The 24,013-nt window shown below is 49.1% G+C and carries 18 protein-coding genes; 9 read left to right on the top strand and 9 right to left on the bottom strand.

Annotation, left to right across the window (positions count from 1 at the left end):
- The first annotated feature begins 155 nt into the window (after positions 1–155).
- Both kbl and H608_RS0114300 read left to right on the top strand, forming a co-directional pair.
- Positions 156–1,346, top strand: coding sequence for a glycine C-acetyltransferase (kbl, locus tag H608_RS0114305; RefSeq protein WP_028788274.1), 1,191 nt, complete (start codon positions 156–158; stop codon positions 1,344–1,346).
- 6 nt (positions 1,347–1,352) lie between these two features.
- The gene (locus H608_RS0114300; RefSeq protein WP_028788273.1) at positions 1,353–2,066 is read left to right on the top strand and encodes an aspartyl/asparaginyl beta-hydroxylase domain-containing protein; all 714 of its coding nucleotides are present in this window, start codon (positions 1,353–1,355) and stop codon (positions 2,064–2,066) included.
- A gap of 266 nt (positions 2,067–2,332) precedes the next feature.
- Here the strand turns inward: H608_RS0114300 and H608_RS0114295 are convergent, their stop codons facing one another.
- A complete protein-coding gene (locus tag H608_RS0114295; protein ID WP_028788272.1) occupies positions 2,333–3,232 on the bottom strand; it encodes a DUF72 domain-containing protein in 900 nt (299 codons plus the stop codon).
- 9 nt (positions 3,233–3,241) lie between these two features.
- A complete protein-coding gene (locus H608_RS0114290; RefSeq protein WP_038008471.1) occupies positions 3,242–3,961 on the bottom strand; it encodes a YetF domain-containing protein in 720 nt (239 codons plus the stop codon).
- A 228-nt stretch (positions 3,962–4,189) separates the two neighbouring features.
- On the opposite strand from H608_RS0114290, the gene H608_RS0114285 reads away from it, so the two are divergent.
- On the top strand, positions 4,190–5,737 hold the full coding sequence (locus tag H608_RS0114285) for a sulfatase family protein (RefSeq protein ID WP_071836960.1): 1,548 nt from the start codon (positions 4,190–4,192) through the stop codon (positions 5,735–5,737).
- On the opposite strand, the gene H608_RS22470 is transcribed toward H608_RS0114285, so the two are convergent.
- From H608_RS22470 to H608_RS0114270, 3 genes are all read right to left on the bottom strand, one after another.
- Positions 5,734–6,234, bottom strand: a complete 501-nt coding sequence (locus tag H608_RS22470; protein WP_038008469.1) for a hypothetical protein — start codon at positions 6,232–6,234, stop codon at positions 5,734–5,736. The genes H608_RS0114285 and H608_RS22470 overlap by 4 nt on opposite strands.
- Positions 6,235–6,427: 193 nt before the next feature.
- On the bottom strand, positions 6,428–6,805 hold the full coding sequence (locus tag H608_RS0114275) for a DUF779 domain-containing protein (RefSeq protein ID WP_028788269.1): 378 nt from the start codon (positions 6,803–6,805) through the stop codon (positions 6,428–6,430).
- Between the two features lie 65 nt (positions 6,806–6,870).
- Positions 6,871–8,403, bottom strand: coding sequence for an aldehyde dehydrogenase family protein (locus tag H608_RS0114270; protein ID WP_028788268.1), 1,533 nt, complete (start codon positions 8,401–8,403; stop codon positions 6,871–6,873).
- Positions 8,404–8,571: 168 nt separating this feature from the next.
- Here H608_RS0114270 and H608_RS0114265 point away from each other — a divergent pair, with 168 nt between their 5' ends.
- Positions 8,572–9,501: an AraC family transcriptional regulator gene (locus H608_RS0114265; protein ID WP_028788267.1), complete on the top strand. Its 930-nt coding sequence runs from the start codon at positions 8,572–8,574 to the stop codon at positions 9,499–9,501.
- On the opposite strand, the gene H608_RS22465 is transcribed toward H608_RS0114265, so the two are convergent.
- The 3 genes from H608_RS22465 to H608_RS0114250 all read right to left on the bottom strand — a co-directional run bounded on the left by H608_RS22465 (position 9,458) and on the right by H608_RS0114250 (position 15,695).
- On the bottom strand, positions 9,458–12,124 hold the full coding sequence (locus tag H608_RS22465) for an MGH1-like glycoside hydrolase domain-containing protein (protein WP_051268338.1): 2,667 nt from the start codon (positions 12,122–12,124) through the stop codon (positions 9,458–9,460). The genes H608_RS0114265 and H608_RS22465 overlap by 44 nt on opposite strands.
- Before the next feature lie 265 nt (positions 12,125–12,389).
- A complete protein-coding gene (locus H608_RS0114255) occupies positions 12,390–14,783 on the bottom strand; it encodes a Plug domain-containing protein (protein WP_155990179.1) in 2,394 nt (797 codons plus the stop codon).
- A 93-nt stretch (positions 14,784–14,876) separates the two neighbouring features.
- Positions 14,877–15,695, bottom strand: coding sequence for an N-acetylmuramoyl-L-alanine amidase (locus tag H608_RS0114250; RefSeq protein ID WP_028788265.1), 819 nt, complete (start codon positions 15,693–15,695; stop codon positions 14,877–14,879).
- A 164-nt stretch (positions 15,696–15,859) separates the two neighbouring features.
- Here H608_RS0114250 and gndA point away from each other — a divergent pair, with 164 nt between their 5' ends.
- The 5 genes from gndA (at position 15,860) to H608_RS0114225 (ending at position 20,614) form a co-directional block, all read left to right on the top strand.
- On the top strand, positions 15,860–17,305 hold the full coding sequence (gene gndA / locus H608_RS0114245) for an NADP-dependent phosphogluconate dehydrogenase (protein WP_028788264.1): 1,446 nt from the start codon (positions 15,860–15,862) through the stop codon (positions 17,303–17,305).
- 46 nt (positions 17,306–17,351) lie between these two features.
- Positions 17,352–18,896 (top strand): glucose-6-phosphate dehydrogenase, encoded by a 1,545-nt coding sequence (zwf, locus tag H608_RS22460; protein WP_051268337.1) that lies wholly within the window; start codon positions 17,352–17,354, stop codon positions 18,894–18,896.
- Between the two features lie 31 nt (positions 18,897–18,927).
- Positions 18,928–19,656 (top strand): 6-phosphogluconolactonase, encoded by a 729-nt coding sequence (pgl, locus tag H608_RS0114235; protein ID WP_028788263.1) that lies wholly within the window; start codon positions 18,928–18,930, stop codon positions 19,654–19,656.
- A gap of 90 nt (positions 19,657–19,746) precedes the next feature.
- The gene (locus H608_RS0114230; RefSeq protein ID WP_028788262.1) at positions 19,747–20,325 is read left to right on the top strand and encodes a type 1 glutamine amidotransferase domain-containing protein; all 579 of its coding nucleotides are present in this window, start codon (positions 19,747–19,749) and stop codon (positions 20,323–20,325) included.
- Positions 20,326–20,407: 82 nt separating this feature from the next.
- Positions 20,408–20,614, top strand: coding sequence for a hypothetical protein (locus H608_RS0114225; protein WP_028788261.1), 207 nt, complete (start codon positions 20,408–20,410; stop codon positions 20,612–20,614).
- Positions 20,615–20,647: 33 nt separating this feature from the next.
- On the opposite strand, the gene H608_RS0114220 is transcribed toward H608_RS0114225, so the two are convergent.
- A complete protein-coding gene (locus tag H608_RS0114220) occupies positions 20,648–23,992 on the bottom strand; it encodes a methylmalonyl-CoA mutase family protein (protein WP_028788260.1) in 3,345 nt (1,114 codons plus the stop codon).
- Positions 23,993–24,013 lie beyond the last annotated feature (21 nt).

Genomic DNA, 24,013 nt, shown 5'->3' with positions numbered 1-24,013 from the left:
TCCGTTTGTTACAACAAAATTAAACTTTTAAAGAAAAGGCCCAGGTTAATTTCGGTTAACGATCGTTTAAAGCGGGTGAAATGCTCAAAACTGGCGACAAAAACTAAGCGCTGGACGCAAAATGATATATTTGTGGCCTAAAAGCAAAGCCATATATGAACGAAAAGTTTGTCCGCCGCATCGCGGAGGAAGTGGAAGATGTCCGTCAGTCAGGGTTGTATAAAAAAGAACGCGTGATCCAGGGGCCACAGGGCGCCGAGATCCTTGTAAATGATAAAGTTGTACTGAATTTCTGCGCCAATAATTACCTGGGGCTTTCCTCTCACCCCAAAGTGATTGAAGCCGCGCACGAAGCCATCAGAACTCACGGCTACGGCATGAGCAGCGTACGCTTCATCTGCGGTACGCAGGATATCCACAAAGAACTGGAGCAGAAGATCTCCGCGTTCCTCGGTACGGAAGACACTATTCTTTATGCGGCCGCCTTCGATGCCAATGGTGGCGTGTTCGAGCCGCTCTTCAACGAACAGGATGCGATCATTTCCGACGCGCTTAACCACGCTTCAATCATCGATGGCGTCCGCCTCTGCAAAGCACAGCGTTTCCGCTACGAGCATAACAATATGGCCGACCTGGAGGAAAAACTCAAAGAAGCTGCCGGCGCCCGCAGCCGCATTATCGTTACCGACGGTTCCTTCAGCATGGACGGCACCATCGCGCAACTGGATAAAATCGTAGCGCTTGCAGAAAAATACGACGCCGCTATCATGATCGATGAATGCCATTCATCCGGCTTCCTCGGCAAAACCGGTCGCGGTACACACGAATACCGCGGTGTGATGGGCAAAATCGATATCATTACCGGCACATTGGGCAAGGCCCTGGGCGGTGCATCCGGAGGTTTTACATCCGGCCGCAAAGAAGTGATCGACATACTGCGCCAGAAATCACGCCCTTATCTTTTCAGCAATACATTGGCGCCCTCTATTGCCGGTGCCTCTATTGCCGTGCTGGACATGCTTACCGAAACCACCGAACTCCGAGATAAACTCGAAAACAATACCCGTTATTTCCGCGATAAGATGACTGCTGCCGGTTTCGATATCAAACCAGGCGACCACCCGATCGTACCGATCATGTTATACGATGCAGTACTGGCCGCTGATTTCGCTGCCAAACTGCTGGAGGAAGGGATTTATGTGATTGGATTCTTCTTTCCCGTGGTGCCGAAAGGCCAGGCACGTATCCGCGTACAATTGAGTGCCGCACACGAACAGGCACATCTTGATAAAGCGATCGATGCCTTCATCAAAATCGGCAAGCAACTCGGCGTACTGAAAAACTAATACGATATGATCCGCTATTTCCGCTGGCCGGTAACATTTGATGCTGCAAAACTTAAACAGGAACTGAACCTCCTTACTGCGGAATGGCAGGGGCATTATAATAAAAGCCACTACGAAGGTGACTGGAGTCTGCTGCCGTTACGGTCCATCGGCGGATCGGTGACCAGCGGATTTGCGGTCGGCAATAACGTAACAGGAAATACTTACCAGGATACTGTTTTGCTGAAGCAGTGCCCCTATATGCAGTCGGTAATTGATTTTTTTCCCTGTGAGAAAACAAGCGTACGGCTCATGAAGCTGAGTACCGGCGCGGTGATCAAAGAACATTCGGATCATTCACTTTGTGTGGAAGAAGGAGAGCTGCGTTTACATGTGCCGGTGCAAACACATGAGGATGTTCATTTTTTCCTGGAAGACACGCGCATTCCGATGAACGAAGGCGGTTGTTATTATCTCAATCTCACGCTTCCTCATAGTGTGAAAAATGAAAGTCCGGTTGACCGCGTTCACCTCGTGATCGATTGCCTGGTGAATGATCAGATCAAACAGTTGCTCGATGAACCCGCCTTCCGGGAGAGCATGCAGTTCGGCAAGCAAAGAGTGGAGAAACGCGATGAAGAAACTACCCGCCGTATGATCGAGGAGTTGTTGCGGCAGGATACGCCTGCGGCAAAACAGTTGGCGGAGGAGTTAGGTAGGGAGTTGGAACAGCCGTTGTAAGTTTTAAGTAATAAGTAGTAAGTAATAGTTTTGAACTTCCCCTCCCATGGTTCGTGTATACACGAACCATTTTTTAATTTTTAATTTTGACTTTTGAATTAAAAAGGGCTCGCCGTTGTAAGTTTTAAATAATAAGTAGTAGGTGGTAGTTTTGAACTTACCACCCCCATGGTTCGTGTATACACGAACCATGGAAAGCTTACTCACTGGTGGTCCTGCTCAGTCATTCGCATTCCCCTTTTGAATTTTGACTTTTAACTTTTGAATTAAAAAAGGCTCTGCTGCCCGGCAACAAACTGCGGTTGCGGAATGGTAATTCCAACCTTCTCTAATTTTTCCGCTAAATAAACGGTCAGTTCGGGAGAGGTGGCTTCATCGTGCATGTGCATGAAAAAGTAAACCTCCTTCATGCCATTGTCCAGCCATTTTTTTATACGCTTTACCCATGCATCGATGCGCGGATAGTCCGATGGATGCAGGCTGTTGCCCACAAAACGGATAAAGGTTTTGGGGATGGTCAGGTGCATATGAGCGCAATCGCGGCGGCCGGCCGTGTCGGTGATCACGGCGCCGATCTTTTGTTTGTGTAAAAAGCCAAACAACTCTTCGCTTTCCTTCGTAAACCAATCCGGGTGGCGTACTTCCAGGAAAAAACTCAGGTCTTTGGGCAGGCTTTCAAGATAGGAGAACAATTCAGCTTTTCTTTTCGGACTGAATGTATCGCTTACCTGTATGAAGATGGGGCCAAGGTGTTTACCGAAAGCCATGATGCCGCGGAAAAATTCATTGCTGATAAAATCTTTTCCATTCAACGCGCCGCGGTGTGTAACGCCCTGGTACATTTTAGGGCAAAAGAGAAAGTCACGGCCTTTCGCCTTTTCAGCCCATTTGGCGATGCCGGTTTCACCGTATATTTTATAATGCGTGGCATTCAGTTCGATGGAGTTGTAATGCTTCACGTAGTGTTCGAGAAAGTCTTTTTCTTTTGTTTTCGCGGGATATATTTTTCCTACCCATTCCTGCCGTCCCCATTTGGCGCAACCTACATAGATATGCGGATGTTTCAATGGTTTGCCTTTGAGCACGAACTTGTTCATTGCCGGATCGGGAGGAAGAGAGAAGTCGATCTTCTTCAATTCGTTTTCGTTGACGCGTCCAAATTCCATAATGGTAGTTTAACTGACTCTTTTTCTATCAGAACTTTTTACCCATTTATCATGCCCGCATTCTGTGCATACATGAACAGGCGAAGGGTCGAGTGTAAAGGTACTGCCACAATTCCGGCAGGCATAGTTTGCTTTTTCGGAGATGGTGGTCACTAATTGCCTGAATTCATGCGGCAATATCGGCAGGCCGGATTTAACCTGGTCGTCGGGGTAGAAGAATAAGCTGATCTCACCGGAAGTTTCGAGATAGCCTCGTTCTACTTGTCCTACCTGCGATACGCCGCGGTTGCGCAGTTCGGCAAAGAACTCGTCCTGGGCCAGGTCTTCCTTGTCAAAACTTTTATGACAGAATTTCCCGTCTTCGATCAGGCAGATTGTTTTGCCTTCGATCAGTTCTTCAAATTTTTTTGATTTGGCCGTGAGCCAGGTGGTAGCGCGATAAGCCATAATAATGGTCAGGAAAACAAATAAGGCACTGACCAATCCTACTTCCTGGTAAAACATGGGATCGCCAGCCGCCGAGCCCAGGCCAATGATCACCACCAGTTCGAATACTGAAAGCTGGCGGACGCCGCGCTTGCCCACGAGCCGTAATCCGACGAGGATCACGATGTACATGATCACCGTGCGGAACAGAATTTCCAACACAAACCAGCTATCCTGCTCGCCAAACAGCAGTTTCGGCCAATCGAAGATCTGGTGGGAGCCGGCTTGCAATAAAGAAAACATAGTTTTTTAGAGAACAGGGTATCAAATTACATTCCCTTTTTGCCCGTAACTTTAAAAATTGAAGGTGGAAGGCAATAAACAGCCGTTGAAAGTAATAAGTTTTAAGTGATAAGCTTTGCTTCTTTGCTCCTTATGCATCTTTGCGTGAGAAAGCTGGCTTCGGGAGGCCGAAGTATCGGCCTCAGCCATCATTCACCATTCACTATCATGATCAAAACCGGCCATTATATGCGCATAATCCTGTTATTTGCCCTGCTTTTCCGCTTGTATGAAGCAGGAGCCCAGTCGCCCAATATCATTTACATCATGAGCGACGATCATGATCATGATGCCATCAGCGCTTATAACAACAAACTGATCCAGACGCCCAACATCGATCGCATTGCCAAAGAAGGGATGCGTTTCAATAAAGCTTTTGTCGGCAATTCGATCTGCGCACCTGCGCGCGCGACATTGCTGACCGGGCAACATTCCCATAAAAATGGCGTACGCGACAACCGTTCCAGGTTTGATTCCTCCCTGCAGACATTGCCGGTATGGCTGCGACAAGCAGGTTATCAAACGGCATTGATAGGAAAATGGCATTTGCATTCATTACCTGCAGGCTTTGATTACTGGCGCATTCTGCCGGGCATGGGTCAATACTTTGATACGCGCATGATTACCATGAAAGGTGATACGATTACGGAGAAAGGATATGCCACGGATGTGTTGACGGACGATGCCCTGCAGTGGCTCGACAGCCGCGATAAACAAAAACCGTTCGCCTTATTTTTTCATCACAAAGCACCGCATCGTTATTTCTTTCCGGCACTGAAATACCTCGAACAATTCAGCCGTCAGACTTTTCCAGAGCCATCAACACTTTATGTAGATTCTACAGGAAAAGGAACGGCATGGCGCACGCAGACCATGCGCATTTTGGAAGACATGCAGCTTTGCAGCGATCTGAAAATTGATCCGGTTTATCTGAAAGAAATTCCGGAACTGGCGCCCGGTCTGGAAGAGATCAATTATTACAAAGCCATTATGCGGCGCATACCCGCGGATCAGCGTGCACGTTATGAAGCCATTTTTGCCGAACGAGGAAAGGTGCTGCGCGATAAAAAGCCGGCGGGAAAAGAATTGCTCCGTTATAAATACCAATGGTATATGCAGGATTACCTCGCCTGCGTGGCGTCGATCGATGAAAGTGTGGGAAGGGTATTAGATTACCTGGATAAAAATGGCCTGTCAGCCAATACCGCCGTTGTGTATACCAGCGATCAGGGATTTTATCTGGGAGAAAATGGATGGTTTGATAAACGGTTTGCTTACGATATATCGATGGGTACGCCCTTGCTGGTGAAATGGCCCGGCCATATCAAACCCGGCACGGTTACGAATGCGTTGGTACAAAACATCGATTTCGCGCCAACTATTCTTGGCATAGCCGGAGCTAAAGCGCCATCCTCTGTTCAGGGTCTGAGCCTCTTGCCGATCCTGGAAGGAAAAAGAGGAGACCTCTCACGTCCTTACCTCTATTATCATTACTATGAGTTTGTAAAAGATCATACGGTGCTGCCGCATGTGGCTATCCGCAGCAGCAAGTACAAACTGATCTATTTTTATACGGCGAAAGAATGGGAACTCTATGACCTCGAGAAGGATCCCAATGAACAAAAAAACCTGGCAGGGGATAAGTCCCACCAGGCTTTATTAAAAGAGTTGAAAGAAGAAATGAAAAAACTGCGCCGTCAATATGACGACCGCGATCCGGCCGGCGAGCTGCCTTAAAGCATGCATGGCACTTTCTTGAACGGATGCGTGGTGTCGAACTGCAGGTTGTTGGGATTTACAAAAGACAAGGTGTCTTTATTCGATTTCATTTCCCCCATTCCGGGCCAGAGGTCTGCACCATGTATTTTCCAGATTACCTGTCTTACAGACATAATGCCTTCGGATTTGAAAAAATACCAACCGGTCAGCAGGTCATCTTTTATCTCGGCCTGAATAGTACCGGTATTTTTATCTTTTTCATACAACATATAGCTCAACGGACCTGTGACAGCGGTACCGCGTACGTCCAGTTGCAGCGATGAAGTGTCACGGCCGTGGATAACGCTGTAGCATCCGGCCAGTGCGGCGGCTCTCTCTTCTGGTGTAGATGGTGGCGGCGGCAATGTATTATCGACTGCAACGGAGTCTTTCACCGTTTCTTTCTGTTCCGCATTGTTACAGGCACTCATACCGGCGATACCGGCAAAGGCGATAGATAGCATGATTAAACGCATGGGGCAAAGTTTTAGGGAATAACTATTGAAATAGTTGTGCCAAAGTTGAGTTGTGAGGGAATAAGGCCCGACACTTCGGGCTAAGGCTTAAGGTTTAAGGCGTAAGGCGTAGGGTTAAGGCATAAGGTGTGTGACAGCCCTGGTAAGTTGACACGAACCATGGATATGGCTGTTTCCATTCACGATTGACGATTCACGATTCACCGGCCACGCCGCTCTCCAAATTCCCCAATTCCTCCTCCGTAAACACCCGGGATCGTATCAAAAATCGAACGCCTAATGGAATTTCCAATGAAAAGCTGCTGCCTCTGCCTGGCGTGACGTCGAGGATCAGTTGTGTGTGTTTCCAGTATTCAAATTGATCGCGGCCCATATAAAAAGGAGTGCTGGCGATATGGCCGAGCAGTACATCGCTTCCGCCGGTGCGGAATTCACCGTTGGCAAAACACATCGGCTGGCTGCCATCACAACAGCCTCCGCTTTGATGAAACATCAGCGGTCCGTGCAGTTCCTGCAAACGGGCGATCAATTCCAATGCGGCGGGAGTAGCGGTAACACGAGGGATCGGCATGGTTTATTTTTTATTAAAAAAAAACAGTGGCGCTTCGGCGCCACTGTGCACTTGCCCTGTGCCATTTAAAAAAAACCGAGTTTCTGTTTTCCATAGGAAACCAGCATATTTTTCGTTTGCCGGTAATGATTCAACATCATCTTGTGCGTTTCCCGGCCAAAGCCTGATTTTTTGTAACCGCCAAACGGTGCGTGAGCGGGGTAGGCATGATAACAATTCACCCAAACCCGTCCGGCCTGAATGGCGCGCGGCACCTGGTACAACTCGTGTGCATCGCGGGTCCATACACCGGCACCGAGACCGTAGAGCGTATCGTTGGCTATTTCAATCGCCTCTTCCGTGGTTTTGAAAGTAGTGACCGACGCTACAGGGCCGAAGATTTCTTCCTGGAATACGCGCATTTTATTGTGGCCTTTGAAAATGGTGGGACGAATATAATAACCGTGCTCAAGTCCGCTGTTCTGATGAAATGCTTCACCACCGGCAAGTACCTGGGCACCTTCCTGGCGGCCGATATCGAGATAGCTGAGAATCTTATTATACTGGTCTTCGCTGGCCTGCGCACCCATCATCACGGTGCCGTCGAGCGGGTTGCCGAGTTTGATAGCATTGGTACGTTGGATCACGCGTTCCATGAAACGGTCGAAGATGTTTTCATGCACAAGCATGCGCGAAGGACAAGTGCAGACCTCACCCTGGTTCAGGGCAAACATTACGGCACCTTCCACGGCTTTATCAAAGAAATCGTCATCGGCATCTGCCACAGACTCAAAAAAGATGTTGGGGCTTTTACCGCCAAGTTCCATGGTTACCGGAATCAGGTTTTCGGAGGCGTATTGCATGATCAGCCGGCCGGTAGTGGTTTCGCCGGTAAAGGCTACTTTGTTGATACGCGGAGAAGTGGCCAGTGGCTTGCCGGCTTCCGGGCCGAAACCTGTTACGATGTTGAGTACACCCTTCGGTAAAATATCTCCCACAAGTTCCATCAGCACCATGATGCTGGTCGGGGTTTGCTCTGCGGGTTTCACCACCACGCAACAACCGGCGGCGAGGGCCGGTGCAATTTTCCAGGCGGCCATCAGCAGCGGAAAATTCCAGGGAATGATCTGGCCCACAACGCCGATGGGTTCATGGAGGTTGATGCTGACGGTGGTTTCATCGTGTTCGCTTAAGGTGCCTTCTTCACTTCTGATCACACCCGCGAAGTAGCGGAAATGATCAACAACAAGCGGGAGATCGGCGGCTCTTGTTTCCCGGATGGCTTTACCATTATCGATTGTTTCTACAATAGCGAGGTGTTCGAGGTTGTCTTCAATCACCTGCGCGATTTTCAGCAACAGGTTGCTGCGGTAAGCGGCAGCGGATTTTCCCCAGGTAGCAAAGGCCTTGTGTGCGGCTTCTATGGCTTTCTCCACATCCCGGGCATTGCCGCGGGCCGCCCGCGTAAATACCTTTCCATCAATGGGGGAAATATTATCAAAATACTCGCCCGACGAAGGGGCAACCCATTCTCCTCCAATATAATGATCGTACCGGTCCTTGAATTTGGGACGGGAAGCAATAGCCGGTTGCGGAGCTGTGGCTGTGTTAGTACTCATGGTCAAGCTGTTTTAAATCGTTATTTAATTCAGCTAATTTTCAAAACTTACGAACGAACACACGGTATTTTTGTACTTAGTTATAGCACAATTGTACCCTTTGTATTATCCCTGCCCGGATAATGCCGTAACTTCAGGGAAGTGTCATTGCCAAAAATTTGAGCCGCTATGCCTGCCGGAAAAATGCTGAACAAGATTGACCTCACTGCGCCCGGGCGTCTCAATACGCTGGTAGAAAACAGGCGTGTATTCAATCTCACCAATTGTGAACTGAATATTTTTGAAAGCTATCAGCAGGCATACCGTGTGCCGCTCACCTTCACCGACTTCGTAATCACCAGCATGGTGCGCGGCAAAAAAATAATGCACCTTTATGATAAGCCGGCTTTCGAGTATATGCCGGGCGAAACGGTGATTGTGCCGGCCAATGAAACCATGGTGATCGATTTTCCTGAAGCGCAGGTAGAGAACCCCACACAATGCATCGCGCTGGCAGTAGACCCGCGCTACATCGACGATACGCTGCACTATCTCGATAACTATTACAATGCGGGTGATGAGCAACACAACTGGCAACTCCGTTTCAATCAATATCATTTTGAGAATGATGATGAAGTAACGGAGATCATCAATAAGCTGATCCGTGTATGCAGCAGTGGCGATAAGGCCAAGAATATTTTTGCTGATCTTAACATGAAAGAGCTACTGATCCGGTTGGTGCAGAGCCAGCATCTGTACCAGGTAGTAGCCGAAAGCCAGGAGAGCAACAACAGCAGCCGGTTACATTACGTACTGCATTATATACACGAGCATCTTACCGAAAAATTCAGCATCGATATACTTTGCAGGCAGGCTTATCTCAGCCGTAATATGTTTTTCAAATGGTTCCGCGAACAATTCGGCTTAACGCCATTGGAATATATCAACCGCGAAAGGATCAGGCTGGCCAAGCAGTTGCTGGCCGATAAAAAAAACAGCATCACCAGCGTGAGCCAGCAATGCGGTTTTAGCGATGTGAATTATTTTGTAAGACTGTTCCGCAAAGCGGAAGGCGTTACTCCAGGATCTTATCAGGGACTGCTGTTGAACGATCGCTGATCGTTTCTTTTCTTTCACCGATCTCGCTGATCAATTCGGCTACCAGTGCCGTCCATCCTGTCTGATGTGAAGCACCCAGTCCTCTTCCCGAATCTCCGTGAAAATATTCGTAGAACATCACCAGTTCTTCGTTACCCGGTTGTTTATAAAACCAGCTATAATCGCCGTAAAGGGTACGCGCACCTTCTTCATTTTTTTCAAACAGGTTCACTACGCGGAGTGAAAGTTCATTGGCCACTTGTTCAAGATTCAAGTGCTGGCCCGATCCGGTGGGGTATTCTACTTTCAATGAATCGCCGTAGAACTCGCCGTAGCGGCGGATCGACTGGATGATGAGGAAGTTGATCGGCATCCATACGGGGCCGCGCCAGTTAGAGTTGCCGCCAAACATATCGGAGGTGGAATCGCCCGGATCGTACCGGATACTGTAGATATTGCCATCCACCGTAACGGAATAAGGATGCTGATCGTGGTATTTAGATAATGCGCGGATACCGCCTTCGGATAAAAATTCTTCTTCGTTCAGCAGGCGCTGCAGCATATCGATTAACCGGTCTTTCGGCACCAGGGATAATAATATTTCACCGTCCTGGCTGCGTTCTTCGTTGGGCCAGAAAAGAGCGTTCTTCTTACGGTAATTTTCAAACCAGGTCACTCGTTTTTTGAAGTCGGTGAGCAGGTCCATGGCTTTTTTACTGATGGTTGAAACGGCATAGAGCGGCGTGATGCCCACTACTGATTGAATGCGTAAGGGCACGGGATCGGCACCGGTTACGCACAATACATCGTAAAAGAACCGGTCTTCTTCATTCCAAAGGCCATGTTCGTTTAATGATTCCGCAATCAACACAAAATGCTCGAAGAATTTAGTGGCCATGTCTTCGAAAGAGCGGTCTTCCAGCGCGATTTCTACGGCCATGTCCATCATATCGAGTGCATAGATGCCCATCCAACTGGTGCCGTCGGCCTGCTCGAGCTGCATTTCGCCGGGGAAATGAAAACTGCGGTTGAATACACCGATGTTATCGAGGCCAAGAAATCCCCCCTCAAAGATGTTGTTGCCATTGACGTCCTTTCGGTTGATCCACCAGGTGAAATTGAGGAGCAGTTTATGGAAAACTTTTTTTAGGAATTGAATGTCGCCTTTGCCGGTTTGCTTTTTTTCAATGTGGTAGATCTGCATGGCGGCCCAGGCCTGTACGGGTGGGTTTACGTCGCTGAAATTCCATTCGTAAGCAGGCAGCTGACCGTCGGGTTTCATGTACCACTCCCGCATGATCAGTTGCAGTTGATGCTTGGCAAAAGTTGGATCTACCACGGCCATCGAGATGCATTGAAAGCCGAGATCCCATGCCGCATACCAGGGATATTCCCATTTGTCGGGCATCATGATGATGTCCTGGTTCTTAAGGTGTTTCCAGTCGTTGTTGCGTCCGCTCATTTTGGAAGCGCTGACAGGTGTGATGCCATCGCTTTGCGTCAGCCATTCTTCCACATCGAAATGATAATATTGTTTGCTCCACAGAATACCTGCCAGTGCCTGGCGCTGGATATTGGCTTTTTCGCTGTCCGTGCCTTTGGGCAGGATGGCCGCATAAAATTCATCGGCTTCCTGTTTGCGTACTTTAAAAACATCTTTGAAGCCCCTGGCGAAAGGAGCGTCGATCTGCTTGCTGCTGAGCCGGCAATAGACTGTTTTGGTAGCACCGGCATTTATTTTTAACTGATAAACGGGTGATACCTTGGTGCCGGCTTTTCTGGCGGTGAGTTCATTTACATTTTTGCCTTCAATGATGGCGTCATTGAACGCATCTTTTACAAAAATGGATTTATTGGGTGCACCGGTTACTTTTTCCGTGTTTGTTTCATTTTCCGTAAACAGTAGTTTATCAGGATTCTGAAAATAGAAATAGTAATCACCGAGGCGTTCATGTTCTGCCTTGACGCTGTTTTTATTAATATAAGAAATGCAGGGTTTCTGGCGGAAAGCACCTTGTTCCCAGCGGTTGTAAAACCAAAGTGTGGGCAACAAACTAAGATCTGCTGCCTGTGAATAACGGTTGGTTACGTCGATGCGGATGAACATATCCTGTGCGCTTTCTTTGGCGTAGGTGATTTTTACATCGAAATAACGGTTGTCGTTGAATACGCCGGTGTCGAGTATTTCATACTCCGGGTCTTGTTTGGAGCGCTTCTTATTTTCTTCGCGCAGTTGTTCGTAGGGAAATGCCTGTTGCGGGTACTTATACAGGAACTCCATGTAATAGTGCGTGGGAAGATTATCGAGATAATAGTAAAGCTCTTTTACATCTTCCCCGTGATTGCCTTGCGGGTTACCGAGGCCGAACAGGCGTTCTTTGAGAATATTATCTTGTCCGTTCCACAACGAGATACCGAAACAGAGGTTACCGAAGAAATCTGAAATGCCCGCTAGTCCGTCTTCGCCCCAGATATAGGAGCGGCAGTGAGCGTGTTCAAAGGGGAAATAATGCCAGGCATCGCCATTATTGCTGTAATCTTCGCGTACGGTGCCCCATTGTCTTTCACTCAGGTAAGGTCCCCATTGTGCGAGAGGAACTGCTTTGGTGGCGTTTACGGCCAGTCGCTGGTGTTCTGCTGTCATCTGCTGCTTGTTTAGTTGAATGGCAAGCGCCGGTTATGCATGTTGCAAAAATAGTGCAATACGGGGGAGGATGTTATTAGAAAGATGCAAGAATTCAAAAACGTGAATGGTCAATGGTGAATGGTCAATGGTGAATGGTCAATGGGTAACTTTGCGTAAAAAAGAACACCGCTTCACGCAAAGGCGCATAAGGAGCAGAGACGCTGTAGCTAAAACGATTTCACATTTCCACATCTTCACATTTTCACATTGCACCAAAGGTGCTTTATTCCATCACATACTCCACATGCGCCAGTCTTCCATCGCCCGTCATACCTTCTATTACTACACGGAATGCTTCGGAAATATCATTGTTGTGAAAGGTGACGGACACTTTGCGGTCTTTGCCTCCGCCGCGCAATTGCGGATTCCAATATAAAGTGGTGCGCAGATCGCGTGACTCGTTTTCTTTTTTATAGGAATCGTAGTTAGGCGAATAGAATTGTTTGACCAGCGAGTAGCCAACTACTTTTTCGTTGGCCAGTCCTGAGCCGGGTGTTGATTTGATATCACCTCCGCGGCGTGTGTAAACGGCGATTGCGCCATTGGCTCCGTTGAAGCCACCCATGAACGGGGGACGGAATACTTTTACATAAGCAATATCCGCTACGGGTACCGATTGTATCTGATCGGGCTCGGTTGGCATTTCATCGAGGTACAATTGCGGAGAACCGCCGCGCCATTGGAGAGAAGTATTACCGCCCGGTCCTCCGGTGGTTATCTGTAATCCCGCCACACGGCCCTGCAGGTAATTGAAAATGGTCATGGCGCCCATGGCCGCAGGATCTTCGGTGATGTCGAATTGCATGCCATCACCTTTAAAAAAGGCGGATGTATACTTTTCATCCATCTGTTCCACTTTGGTCTTGGTTTTACTTTTTATTACGACGTTGTCAAGCATTTTTCCCTCAGCATTGGCCAGCAGTTTGGCAGCTTCATCGGCGAGTAGGCGGTTGCGTGCCATGCCGGCCGTGTCCCATTGCTGCGAATACAGTCCGTTGGCCGCCTGGTTATTGCGGAGTGGCGGCAGCAGGTTTTCCATAAACTTCACCGAAGCATCACGGAAGCCTTTCTTCTGCGACAGTTGGTAATAAATTCTTACGGAGTCAAAAAGCAATACGTTGGGATCACCGAATGTGCCGTCCGTGCCGATTGGTAATAAAAGACTTTGTCCTTCCTTCTGGCCTTCCATGGGTTTGATCATCAAAATGATTTCGCCGGCGTCTCTGAACAAAGCCTGGTTTACGCCATATACCCGTCCGCCGATAGAGAGATAAGATGTGTCGCGCTGGTAAATGAGTGAGGGTGTTTTTCCGGCCACTACTTCATCCCATTTGAAACGGCGCCATCCGTGTGTAAGCATCACCAGGTCGAGGTGCTGATTGATGGTATCGCTGGTGGATGAAAAATAATAGGCGGGTTTGTATACCTGTCCTTTGATCTCACTGGCCAGCAATAAATGGGAAATGATATTGTCGCTGCTGTCGCTGTCGATGCCGATATCTGTAACGGAAATCGACAGGTTGGTGAACATGGTATCGGGCAGCATAATATCCACTTTGTTGCGCGCACGCTGACTCAATCCCCAATGATCGACGTTTACCGTTGGTTTGAAGATGGCCTCGTTGTTATTGACAAATGTGATGCGTTCTGCGAGTGGTTTCCATTGATCGTCGAATACGGTGATCGTGAGAATGCCGGTGGGCAGGTCTGCCGTCGGGATAATCAGTCTTGTATTACCCGAAGATATATCGCGTGTTACTTTGAATGCCTGGTTCTGGTTCATCGTACCAAGCACATGAATGGTCGGTTTTGTTTTGAGTGCAGCCAGGTTCGAATTGATGACTACCGTACGTTTATCTCCGGCGGCAGCTACCTGCAGCGTGATACCTTCTTTTTTGGCAACCGGCAGCGGGGTCGTATAGTCTTTTCCCTTTTCATCTTTCCATTTTGCCGTATAGGTTTCGTTCGATTGCGGAAGAATGTAGAAGAAGCCCATGCCGTCGTGACGCGGACGCAGGCTGTCGATCACCTGTCCTTTGCTGTCAATCACCACGCCTTTTATTTTCACCGGACGCCCCCATTGGTCATTGGCTTTAAAGGCAATTTTGTTGGAAAGTTCGGCTACTGCGTCGCCTCCTTCGGGGAAAAACTGCAGGGTTGGGATGACCGCAGGCTTCGGTGCATTGGCGGCAGCAGGCGCTTTCGGTTGCAATACACGTATGTCTTTCTGGTAAATGAATGCGGTGTCGAAATTAAGCATCCATTTGGTGTAAGCTTTTACGTGAATATAGTCGCCTTTATAATTTGCCGGGATATCAAACTGGCCGCTGGCACTGGCCTGTATAACGGGGTATACGCCATGTTCCAATAATTTTCCTTTGTCATCGGTCCAGTCTACATAAAATGTTTTGCTTTCATCTGCCGGCATGATGCCGCTCATCAGATAGGCTTTGAACCACACGGTCTGCCCCGCGCCGTAGCTCGATTTGTCGTAATGCAAATATGTTTTTTCCTGCGGATACTTATCTGCGTACAGCGCAATAGTCGATTCCACGTTTTGCGCGGAAGTACTTGTAACGAACAGGCAGATAGTAATGGCGGCAAGGAAATATTTCATCAGGGGTATATTTTTGATCATATAACGAGCCCTGAAGTTACATTAAGAATGCAAGAACCTGTGCCCCCTTTAACAGTTTTACAACAGTTCAGCTTATTGGCGGTTCATCAGGCTCCAGAGAATCTTTTTGTCGGTGTCCGTAAAACTGCGGGTAGTGTCATTGGGCAAAAAGTGCAGGCGGAACGAACTGAATGCATATTCAGGTTTTCTCGTATCATAACCGATCACGCGGAGTGCGAGCATCGGATCGAAATATTCGGGCACCTGCACGTTGGTAGTGTCATACCAGGCGCCATATCCCTGCTGCGCCAATTGTTGCCAGGGAAATGTTTTGTTGGGGTCCACTTTGCGGCCCGGCGCAATATCCGAATGGCCGATGAAATGATCCGCTGGAATGGTGTAGCTCGATTTCAAACGTGACAGTACTTTGATCAGGCTGTTGATCTGTGCTTCGGGAAAGGGCTCGGCGCCATTGTTATCAAGTTCAATGCCGATGCTGGCAGAATTGATATCTGTGTTGGTGCCCCAGCGGCTGGCACCCGCATGCCATGCACGCAGGTAATCATTGAGCATGTGGTATACCGTTCCGTCTTTGCAGATTACGTAATGCGCACTAACCTGCGTACGGGGCAGCGTAAAAGTTTTAAGGGTCTGCTCACAACTATTTTGTGCCGTATGGTGTATTATAACATAATTGGGCTTGCGCAGGTTGAAATTGGTGGTGCCTACCCAGTCACGGCCGTTTTTATAATAAGAATCAGCGGCTGGTGTACGTTTGACAATCATTGCCAGGGAATCTGCCTGCTCGCGGTAGCGTGTATTGGTTTCGGCATACGGGCCGGCGGTGGTACGGCAGGCAATTAATGAAGCTGCCATGCAGGCAGCAGCCAGGTAAATGAAGGACAAACGCATGGGAGAGTAAAGAATTTAAGGGCCGCGAAGCGACAGGTGATCGAATTGATTCAGTCAATAACTCCATCCAAAATTAAATACCTGATGGCAAAAAAAGCAATCCTTATTTTTGCTGCGTAATCAGGAACTAGTAGCAGACAGATCTCCAACCACAAAAAAACGTTATGCCGGCACATTTTGGAATGATCGGACTCGGGACCATGGGAAGCAACCTGGTCATGAACATTGCAGACCACGGATTTGAAGTATGCGGATACGACCGCGACGAAAAACAACGTAAGAAATTGCAGGAAGTTGCGGGCGACCGTCCGGTAACGACCGCTGCCACCCCCGAAGAATTTGTAGCAGCTTTACAGACCCCGCGCATCATCATGTTGCTCGTGCCTGCTGGCAAGATTGTAGACACCGTTATCGGTGAAATAACACCGCTGTTGTCCAAAGGAGACATCCTGATCGACGGCGGCAACTCTCATTACACAGATACAGAACGCCGCTACGCGGCGCTGCGCGATTCGGGATTTCATTTTATCGGCATGGGAGTGAGCGGAGGAGAAGAAGGCGCGCGTTTCGGCCCCAGCCTGATGCCCGGCGGCAATAAAGAAAGCTATGAACTGATGCGCTCCATCCTGGAAGCTATTGCTGCCAAAAGCGACGAAGGCGCCTGTGTGGCCTACATCGGCAACGCAGCGGCGGGGCATTACACCAAAATGGTTCACAACGGCATCGAATATGCCATGATGCAACTGATCAGCGAAGTGTACGGCATCCTGAAATACGGCGCCGGCGTTTCCAATGAACGCATGCAGCAGGTTTTTGCGGAATGGAACAAAGCCGAACTGCAATCCTTCCTCGTGGAAATAACTGCTGACATCTTCCTGAAAAAAGATGACGATACCGGCAACGATCTCGTAGACATGATCCTCGACAAGGCCAAACAAAAAGGCACCGGTCTCTGGACCTCACAAAGCGCGCTGGAGCTGAATGTACCGCTGCCGACGATCGACTCTGCAGTAACGATGCGGTATTTATCTGCCCTGAAAACAGAACGTAAGAAGGCGGCCAACATTTATCCCGGTCATACGGCTGAAGCACATCCCGATGCGGAGCAACTCATTGCGGCAGCGCGTAATGCGCTGTACATGGGCTTCCTGCTGGCATACGGCCAGGGATTGCAATTGCTGACGGTGGCCTCTGCACAATTCAATTACGACATCAATATTGCCGAAGTAATACGGGTATGGAAAGGCGGATGCATCATCCGTTCTGCCATGCTCAACGATCTGCGAAAAGCCTATACGCAGGATCCGTCATTGTCCAACCTCATTCTTTCACCCGTGTTCAGTGAATCATTGCAAAAACACCGTGGTGACATGGTATCGCTGCTGCAAACGGCCATGGCATCGGGGTTACCGGCTGCTACGTTTGCCGCTACATTAAGCTATTTCGATGCATACTGCCGCGAAAGATTGCCTGCCAACCTCATCCAGGCGCAGCGCGATTATTTCGGCGCACATACCTATGAGCGGATCGATAAGGAAGGTGTGTTCCATGCCGACTGGGAAAACAAAGCCCCGACGGTAACGCCACCCAATAAAGATCTGCAGGAATAACCCTGCCTGCCAACACCTGATTAATCTACATTATCAACGAAAGATCATGACCCACAAAAAACCCGAAGCTTCCAATATCGTCATCTTTGGCGGCAACGGTGACCTGGCCTGGCGCAAACTGATCCCGGCCTTCTTCAATCTGTACATCAATGATTTCATGCCTTCGAAGTTTGCCATCTATGGCATTCACCACCAGGCGCTCGACGAAGACGAATACCGCAAACACCTGCTCGAAGGCATCAATACTTTCTCCCGCAGCGGCAAGGCCACCAAAGAAGAATGGAAAAAATTCTCCCAGCATGTCTTTTTCTTCCAGGGCGACTTTACGCAGGAAGATACCTATACGCGCCTCGGTAAAACACTCGAAGCAAACGATAAAAAATGGAAAGAGCGCGCTTCGCGTTTATTCTATTACTCCGTGGCGCCGCGTTTTATCGAACCGATCTCCATTGCCCTGTCATCGCATGGACTGGCATCGGTGGAAGGGAAAGACCGCATCGTAGTGGAAAAGCCATTTGGCAACGATCTCGCATCCGCCAAAGAACTCAATAAACTGCTGACCAAACATTTCAAAGAAAGCCAGATCTACCGCATCGACCATTACCTGGGAAAAGAAACGGTGCAGAACATGATGGCTTTCCGTTTTGCCAATTATGTATTTGAACCTTTGTGGAATAACCGCTTCATCGATCACATACAGATCAGTGTGGCAGAGCAGGTGAGCGTTTCGGGCCGCGGTGGTTATTATGATCAAAGCGGTGCCTTACGCGACATGATACAAAACCACCTGATGCAGATCATGTGCGTGGTGGCCATGGAATGTCCGGGGAAATACGAGGCCGAAGCGATCCGCGATGCACGCGTGAAAGTGGTGCAGGAAATCCGCTCTTTCAAAAAGAAAGATGTATTTAAGAATGTGGTACGCGGACAATACACCGCAGGCAAGATTAATGGCGTATCGCAGAAAGGATATCGCCAGGAAGAAAAAGTAGCGAAGGATTCGACTACGGAAACATTTGTAGCCGCACGTCTTTATATCGACAACGAGCGCTGGCAGGGCGTTCCCTTCTTTTTACGTACCGGCAAATGTTTGCCCAAGCAATCTTCGGTAATCGTGATACAATTCCGCGAATCGCCGCATAAACTGTTTCAGAAGGAAACTGTTCCCAACAGGCTTATCATCAGCATCCAGCCGGAGCAGGAGATCAGTTTGTTGTTTGAAAGTAAAATACCCGGTGTGGAAATGAAACTCAAACCGGTGGAAATGGATTTTACTTACAAAGAATCTTATACCGAAGCGGTTCCCGAAGCGTATGAAGCATTGCTGCTCGATGTACTGGAAGGAGATGCAACGTTGTTTATGCGCGCCGACCAGGTGGAAGCCGCATGGGCCAAAGTAATGCCGATCCTCGACGCATGGAAATCAACCAGCGACGACCTGTTATCTTACAAAGCCGGTACATGGGGACCAGAGAAAGCAAATGAATTAATACAGCAACAAGGATTCGACTGGACCTTCCTGCCGCAACCGCTGCAGCCTGCAAAACCGGCGCGCAAGCCACGCAAAGCAAAAGCTGCGGTAGCGGGCTGAACTAACTAACATAACTGAAAGAACTATCAATATGGCATCGACTACCGCAGAAACATTTATCTGGAAAGACAGTGAATCACTCAGTCTCGCCGCTGCACATTTTTTTGTAAAGGCCTGCGCCGAAGCGGTGGCCGCTCGCGGACGTTTTATCGTTGGCCTTTCCGGCGGAAGTACGCCGCGCCGTTTATATCAGTTGCTTGCAACGCCTGAGTTCAGCCGCAACATTCCCTGGAAAAAAGTGTTTCTGTGCTGGAGTGATGAACGTTTTGTGCCGCATACCGATGCCGACAGTAATTTCCGCATGACGCGCGAAGCGTTGCTGGACCATGTACCCATCCCGAAGGGAAATATTTTCGCCATTCCCACCAAAGGCAAGCCCGAAGCCTGCGCCGCCAAATACGAAGAACGCCTGCGTAAATTATTGGGCACTTCCTCACCGGCATTTGACTGGATGTTGCTGGGGATGGGCGCTGATGGACATACTGCGTCACTTTTTCCCCATACTTCCATTCTCCATGAAAAGAAAAAATGGGTAAGTGCCGTTTGGGTGGAAGAAAAACAAACACACCGTATCAGCTTTACTTATCCGCTTATTAACCGCAGCCGCGAAGCCATATTCCTGGTGGCAGGCAAAGAGAAACAACCTGTTATCGCCACCATACGCGGGCGCGCCAAACATACGCCCTACCCGGTAGAAGGAGTAGTTCCCACAAAAGGAAAAATCACCTGGATGCTGGACGAAGCTGCTGCCGGCAACTGATCCGAGTTTTGCACATTGGCCGTACTGGTATTCTTTTTGGATAAGATGAATAGTAACACCAATTATTCATCATTATTCAACATATCACCTATGGCAACACTTACCGGAAAAAAAGTAGCCATTCTTACTGAAAATGGTTTTGAAGAAGTAGAACTCACCAGCCCTAAAAAGGCGTTGGAGGAAGCAGGCGCACGAGTAGATATTGTCTCCCCCCAGAAAGGAAAAGTAAAAGCCTGGAACCACGATCATTGGTCCATCGAATTACCCGTAGATGTAAATCTTGATAAAGCAGATCCTGCTGATTATGATGCCCTGGTTGTGCCTGGCGGTGTAATCAATCCCGATCAGATGCGCGCCAACAAACAGTGTGTGGAATTCGCGCAACAATTTCTTGAAGCAGGAAAACCGGTTGCCGCCATCTGTCATGGCCCGCAACTGCTGATTGAAACAGGTTTACTGGAAGGACGAAAACTGACTTCGTATAAATCTATCCGCACCGATCTGGAAAATGCCGGGGCGCATTGGGTAGACATGGAAGTTGTTACAGATAATGGTCTTGTTACCAGTCGAAGTCCGGAAGATCTTCCGGCATTCAATAAAAAAATGGTGGAAGAGATCAGGGAGGGCAAACACTCGCCTGTAGCGCACACTCCAACTCCTTCGCATTGATCGGTGATCGGTGCAATAAGGCTGTTGTCTCTATAAATCCAAAACCACCGGCCGGTGGTTTTTATGTTTAAAAAAGAATAGTATGCAATTAAAACTTGAAAATAGCTGGGAGCGTGTGAAAGAACGGTTGAAAGAGAATAATATCCAGCTTACAGACGACGATCTCCACTATACGCCGGGCCAGGATCGGGAGCTTATCGACAGGCTGGCGAAGAAGTTGGGGAAGGACCCCCATTCAGTTAAGGAATATGTGGAGAGTATCTCTGCTAATGAAGACAAAGCAGGGTAAAAAGAAAGCGGCTGTTACGGCCGCTTTCTTCATTTACATATTTCTGCGGTATTGACCGCCTACTTCATAAAGTGCGTGCGTGATCTGTCCAAGTGAACAATACTTTACGGTCTCCATCAGTTCGTCGAAGAGGTTGCCGTTCTTCACGGCTACGTCTTTCAGTTGCTGTAAAGCGGCGGCTGATTTTTTTTCGTTTCGTTGATGAAACGCATGAAGGTTATTGATCTGTTGTTCTTTCTCTTCCGTGGTACTGCGGATCACCTCGGCAGGTACGATGGTCGGGCTTCCTTTTTTATTAAGAAATGTATTAACGCCTACGATCGGATATTCACCGGTATGCTTAAGCATTTCATAATGCAGGCTTTCCTCCTGGATTTTATTGCGCTGATACATACGTTCCATGGCGCCCAACACGCCTCCGCGTTCGGTAATGCGGTCGAATTCGGCAAGTACGGCTTCTTCAACGAGGTTGGTAAGTTCTTCGATGGCAAAGCTTCCCTGGATATAATTTTCCGTTTTGGCAGCGCCTAATTCACGGTTGATGATCAACTGGATGGCCATTGCCCGGCGCACGCTTTCTTCCGTGGGCGTAGTAATTGCTTCGTCGTAAGCGTTTGTATGAAGTGAATTACAGTTATCGTAAATAGCATAGAGTGCCTGCAAAGTGGTGCGGATATCGTTGAAGTCGATCTCCTGTGCGTGCAGGCTGCGGCCGGAAGTCTGGATATGGTATTTCAGTTTCTGTGAGCGGTCGTTGCCATTGTATTTCTGTTTCATGGCTTTAGCCCATATACGGCGCGCAACGCGCCCGATCACGCTGTACTCAGGATCCATGCCGTTGCTGAAGAAGAACGACAGGTTGGGAGCAAAGTCGTCGATGTTCATGCCGCGGCTGAGATAATACTCTACATAAGTAAACCCATTGGCAAGTGTCAGCGCTAACTGCGTGATCGGATTGGCACCGGCTTCTGCAATATGATAACCGCTGATACTTACGCTGTAGAAATTGCGGACTTTTTTCCGGATGAAATATTCCTGCACGTCACCCATCAGCTTGAGGGCAAATTCCGTGGAGAAAATACAAGTGTTCTGCGCCTGGTCTTCTTTCAGGATATCGGCCTGTACGGTACCGCGCACCTGCATCAATGCTTCGTTGCGCAGTTGCGTATAAATGTCTTCAGGTAAAACCTCTTCGCCGCTTAATCCGAGCAACTGGAGGCCCAGTCCATCATTTCCTTCGGGTAAGCCATCGGGAGAAGAGGGATTGAGGTATTTGGGACGATTGTCTTTTCCGTATTTGCGTTGCAAAGCTTCTTCGATAAGCGATTGTTTGTCGTTTTCCCTGATCCATTTTTCACAGCGCTGATCAATGGCGGCATTCATAAAGAATGCGAGCACGATGGGGGCAGGGCCGTTGATGGTCATGGAAACGGAAGTATTGGGGCTGCAGAGATCGAAGCCGCTGTACAATTTTTTGGCGTCGTCCACAGTGGCGATGCTCACACCGCTGTTACCGATTTTGCCATAGATATCCGGGCGATGCGCCGGGTCTTCGCCGTAAAGGGTAACGCTGTCGAATGCGGTGGAGAGCCGTTTGGCGGGTTGATCGACGCTTACATAATGGAAACGTTTATTGGTCCGCTCGGGTCCGCCTTCTCCTGCGAACATCCGTGTCGGGTCTTCGCCCTGGCGTTTGAGTTCGAATACGCCGGCGGTGTAGGGGAACTCGCCGGGCACATTTTCCTGCAACTGCCAGCGCAGCAGATCGCCCCAGTCGTTATAAGTGGGCAGTACCACTTTGCGGATGCGTGTGCCGCTGAGGGAGCGTGTGGTCAGGTCCTGGCGGATCACTTTATCGCGTACCTGGTATTCGAAATAATCGGCAGCGTATTTTTCTTTGATGCTTTCCCATTGCGCGATCAGGCGGCGGCAATCGGGGTGCAATTGTTCATCGTAGTGTCGGCGGATATCTTCCAGATCAGCGGAGCCGGTCAGTGCTTTTTCGTCCTTTAGTCCGTTGATCATGTAAAGCTTGCTGGCGATCAGGCATTGATCGTTTACCCATTGATCGTAAGCACGGTTGCTGTCGGAGATTTCAGACAGGTAGCGTACGCGACGCGGAGGAATGATTTGCGATTGGGTAGTTGTGTCTTTCGTATGCGGGTGAATGGTCAACTCTCCGAATTGTACGCCGGTCTTTTTCACGAGTGTAAGGATGAGCTTTTCGAAAAGTTCGTTGATGCCGGCGTCGTTGAACTGTGCGGCGATGGAACCGACGATCGGCAGGTCGGCATCGGCCGCATGGAAGAGTTGATGATTGCGCTTGTATTGTTTGCGTACGTCGTGCAGGGCATCGAGGGCGCCGGCTTTGTCAAATTTGTTGATGCAGATGATATCGGCATAGTCCAGCATATTGATTTTTTCAAGCTGGGAAGCTGCGCCGTATTCGGGTGTCATTACGTAAAGGCTGACGTCGCAATGTTCGAGGATGGATGCGTCGCTTTGTCCGACACCGGCGCTTTCGAGAATGACGAGGTCGTAGCCTGCGGTGCGGCAGATATCGATGGCTTCCTGAACGGCGCCGCTGAGTGCGGTGTTATCGTCGCGGGTGGCGAGTGAGCGCATATAGGCTCTCGGATGCGAGATGGCATTCATGCGGATGCGGTCGCCGAGTAAGGCACCGCCCGTTTTTTTCTTCGAGGGGTCTACGGAAATAACGGCGATGGTTTTATCGGTGAATGCATGCAGATAGCGGCGGACGAGTTCATCAGTAACGCTGCTTTTGCCTGCGCCGCCGGTGCCGGTGATACCGAGTACGGGAGTGGTTTTAATCGTTTTTTCCGGCGCGGACCCGGTCCCGTTTTCCACGTTGGTGATCTGGCGCGCGATGCGGCGGATATCTTTTACCTCCTGCAATTGCAGGGGATTGGGATAATCGCCGGTGCCGTTGAGTGCAAAATCGCATTGGCGGATTACGTCTTCGATCATCCCTTCGAGGCCCATCTGCCGGCCATCGTCGGGGCTGTAGATACGGGTGATGCCGTATTGATGCAGTTCTTCAATCTCCTGTGGCAGGATGGTACCGCCGCCGCCGCCGAAGATGCGGATATGCGAGCAACCGTTCTGGTCCAGCAGGTCTTTCATGTATTTGAAAAATTCGATATGTCCGCCCTGGTAGCTGGTAATGGCGATGCCCTGTACATCTTCTTCAATAGCGCATTCTACGATTTCGAGCACGCTGCGGTTGTGTCCGAGGTGAATGATCTCGGCACCTTTGCTTTGCAGGATGCGGCGCATGATATTGATGGCGGCATCGTGGCCATCGAATAGCGCGGCCGCAGTAACGATCCGGATCTTGTGATTGAGTTGATAAGCCATAATCTGTGGATAATCCGCGGC

The sequence above is a fragment of the Terrimonas ferruginea DSM 30193 genome (genome assembly GCF_000425585.1).
Classification (GTDB): domain Bacteria; phylum Bacteroidota; class Bacteroidia; order Chitinophagales; family Chitinophagaceae; genus Terrimonas; species Terrimonas ferruginea.
This window is presented reverse-complemented; position numbering and strand designations above follow the sequence as displayed.

What these genes read in the sequence shown, in the direction of transcription:
- kbl (WP_028788274.1), top strand. Translation starts at nt 156, where the DNA reads ATGAACGAAAAGTTTGTCCGCCGCATCGCGGAGGAAGTGGAAGATGTC.
- H608_RS0114300 (WP_028788273.1), top strand. Translation starts at nt 1,353, where the DNA reads ATGATCCGCTATTTCCGCTGGCCGGTAACATTTGATGCTGCAAAACTT.
- H608_RS0114295 (WP_028788272.1), bottom strand. Translation starts at nt 3,232, where the DNA reads ATGGAATTTGGACGCGTCAACGAAAACGAATTGAAGAAGATCGACTTC.
- H608_RS0114290 (WP_038008471.1), bottom strand. Translation starts at nt 3,961, where the DNA reads ATGTTTTCTTTATTGCAAGCCGGCTCCCACCAGATCTTCGATTGGCCG.
- H608_RS0114285 (WP_071836960.1), top strand. Translation starts at nt 4,190, where the DNA reads ATGCGCATAATCCTGTTATTTGCCCTGCTTTTCCGCTTGTATGAAGCA.
- H608_RS22470 (WP_038008469.1), bottom strand. Translation starts at nt 6,234, where the DNA reads ATGCGTTTAATCATGCTATCTATCGCCTTTGCCGGTATCGCCGGTATG.
- H608_RS0114275 (WP_028788269.1), bottom strand. Translation starts at nt 6,805, where the DNA reads ATGCCGATCCCTCGTGTTACCGCTACTCCCGCCGCATTGGAATTGATC.
- H608_RS0114270 (WP_028788268.1), bottom strand. Translation starts at nt 8,403, where the DNA reads ATGAGTACTAACACAGCCACAGCTCCGCAACCGGCTATTGCTTCCCGT.
- H608_RS0114265 (WP_028788267.1), top strand. Translation starts at nt 8,572, where the DNA reads ATGCCTGCCGGAAAAATGCTGAACAAGATTGACCTCACTGCGCCCGGG.
- H608_RS22465 (WP_051268338.1), bottom strand. Translation starts at nt 12,124, where the DNA reads ATGACAGCAGAACACCAGCGACTGGCCGTAAACGCCACCAAAGCAGTT.
- H608_RS0114255 (WP_155990179.1), bottom strand. Translation starts at nt 14,783, where the DNA reads ATGAAATATTTCCTTGCCGCCATTACTATCTGCCTGTTCGTTACAAGT.
- H608_RS0114250 (WP_028788265.1), bottom strand. Translation starts at nt 15,695, where the DNA reads ATGCGTTTGTCCTTCATTTACCTGGCTGCTGCCTGCATGGCAGCTTCA.
- gndA (WP_028788264.1), top strand. Translation starts at nt 15,860, where the DNA reads ATGCCGGCACATTTTGGAATGATCGGACTCGGGACCATGGGAAGCAAC.
- zwf (WP_051268337.1), top strand. Translation starts at nt 17,352, where the DNA reads ATGACCCACAAAAAACCCGAAGCTTCCAATATCGTCATCTTTGGCGGC.
- pgl (WP_028788263.1), top strand. Translation starts at nt 18,928, where the DNA reads ATGGCATCGACTACCGCAGAAACATTTATCTGGAAAGACAGTGAATCA.
- H608_RS0114230 (WP_028788262.1), top strand. Translation starts at nt 19,747, where the DNA reads ATGGCAACACTTACCGGAAAAAAAGTAGCCATTCTTACTGAAAATGGT.
- H608_RS0114225 (WP_028788261.1), top strand. Translation starts at nt 20,408, where the DNA reads ATGCAATTAAAACTTGAAAATAGCTGGGAGCGTGTGAAAGAACGGTTG.
- H608_RS0114220 (WP_028788260.1), bottom strand. Translation starts at nt 23,992, where the DNA reads ATGGCTTATCAACTCAATCACAAGATCCGGATCGTTACTGCGGCCGCG.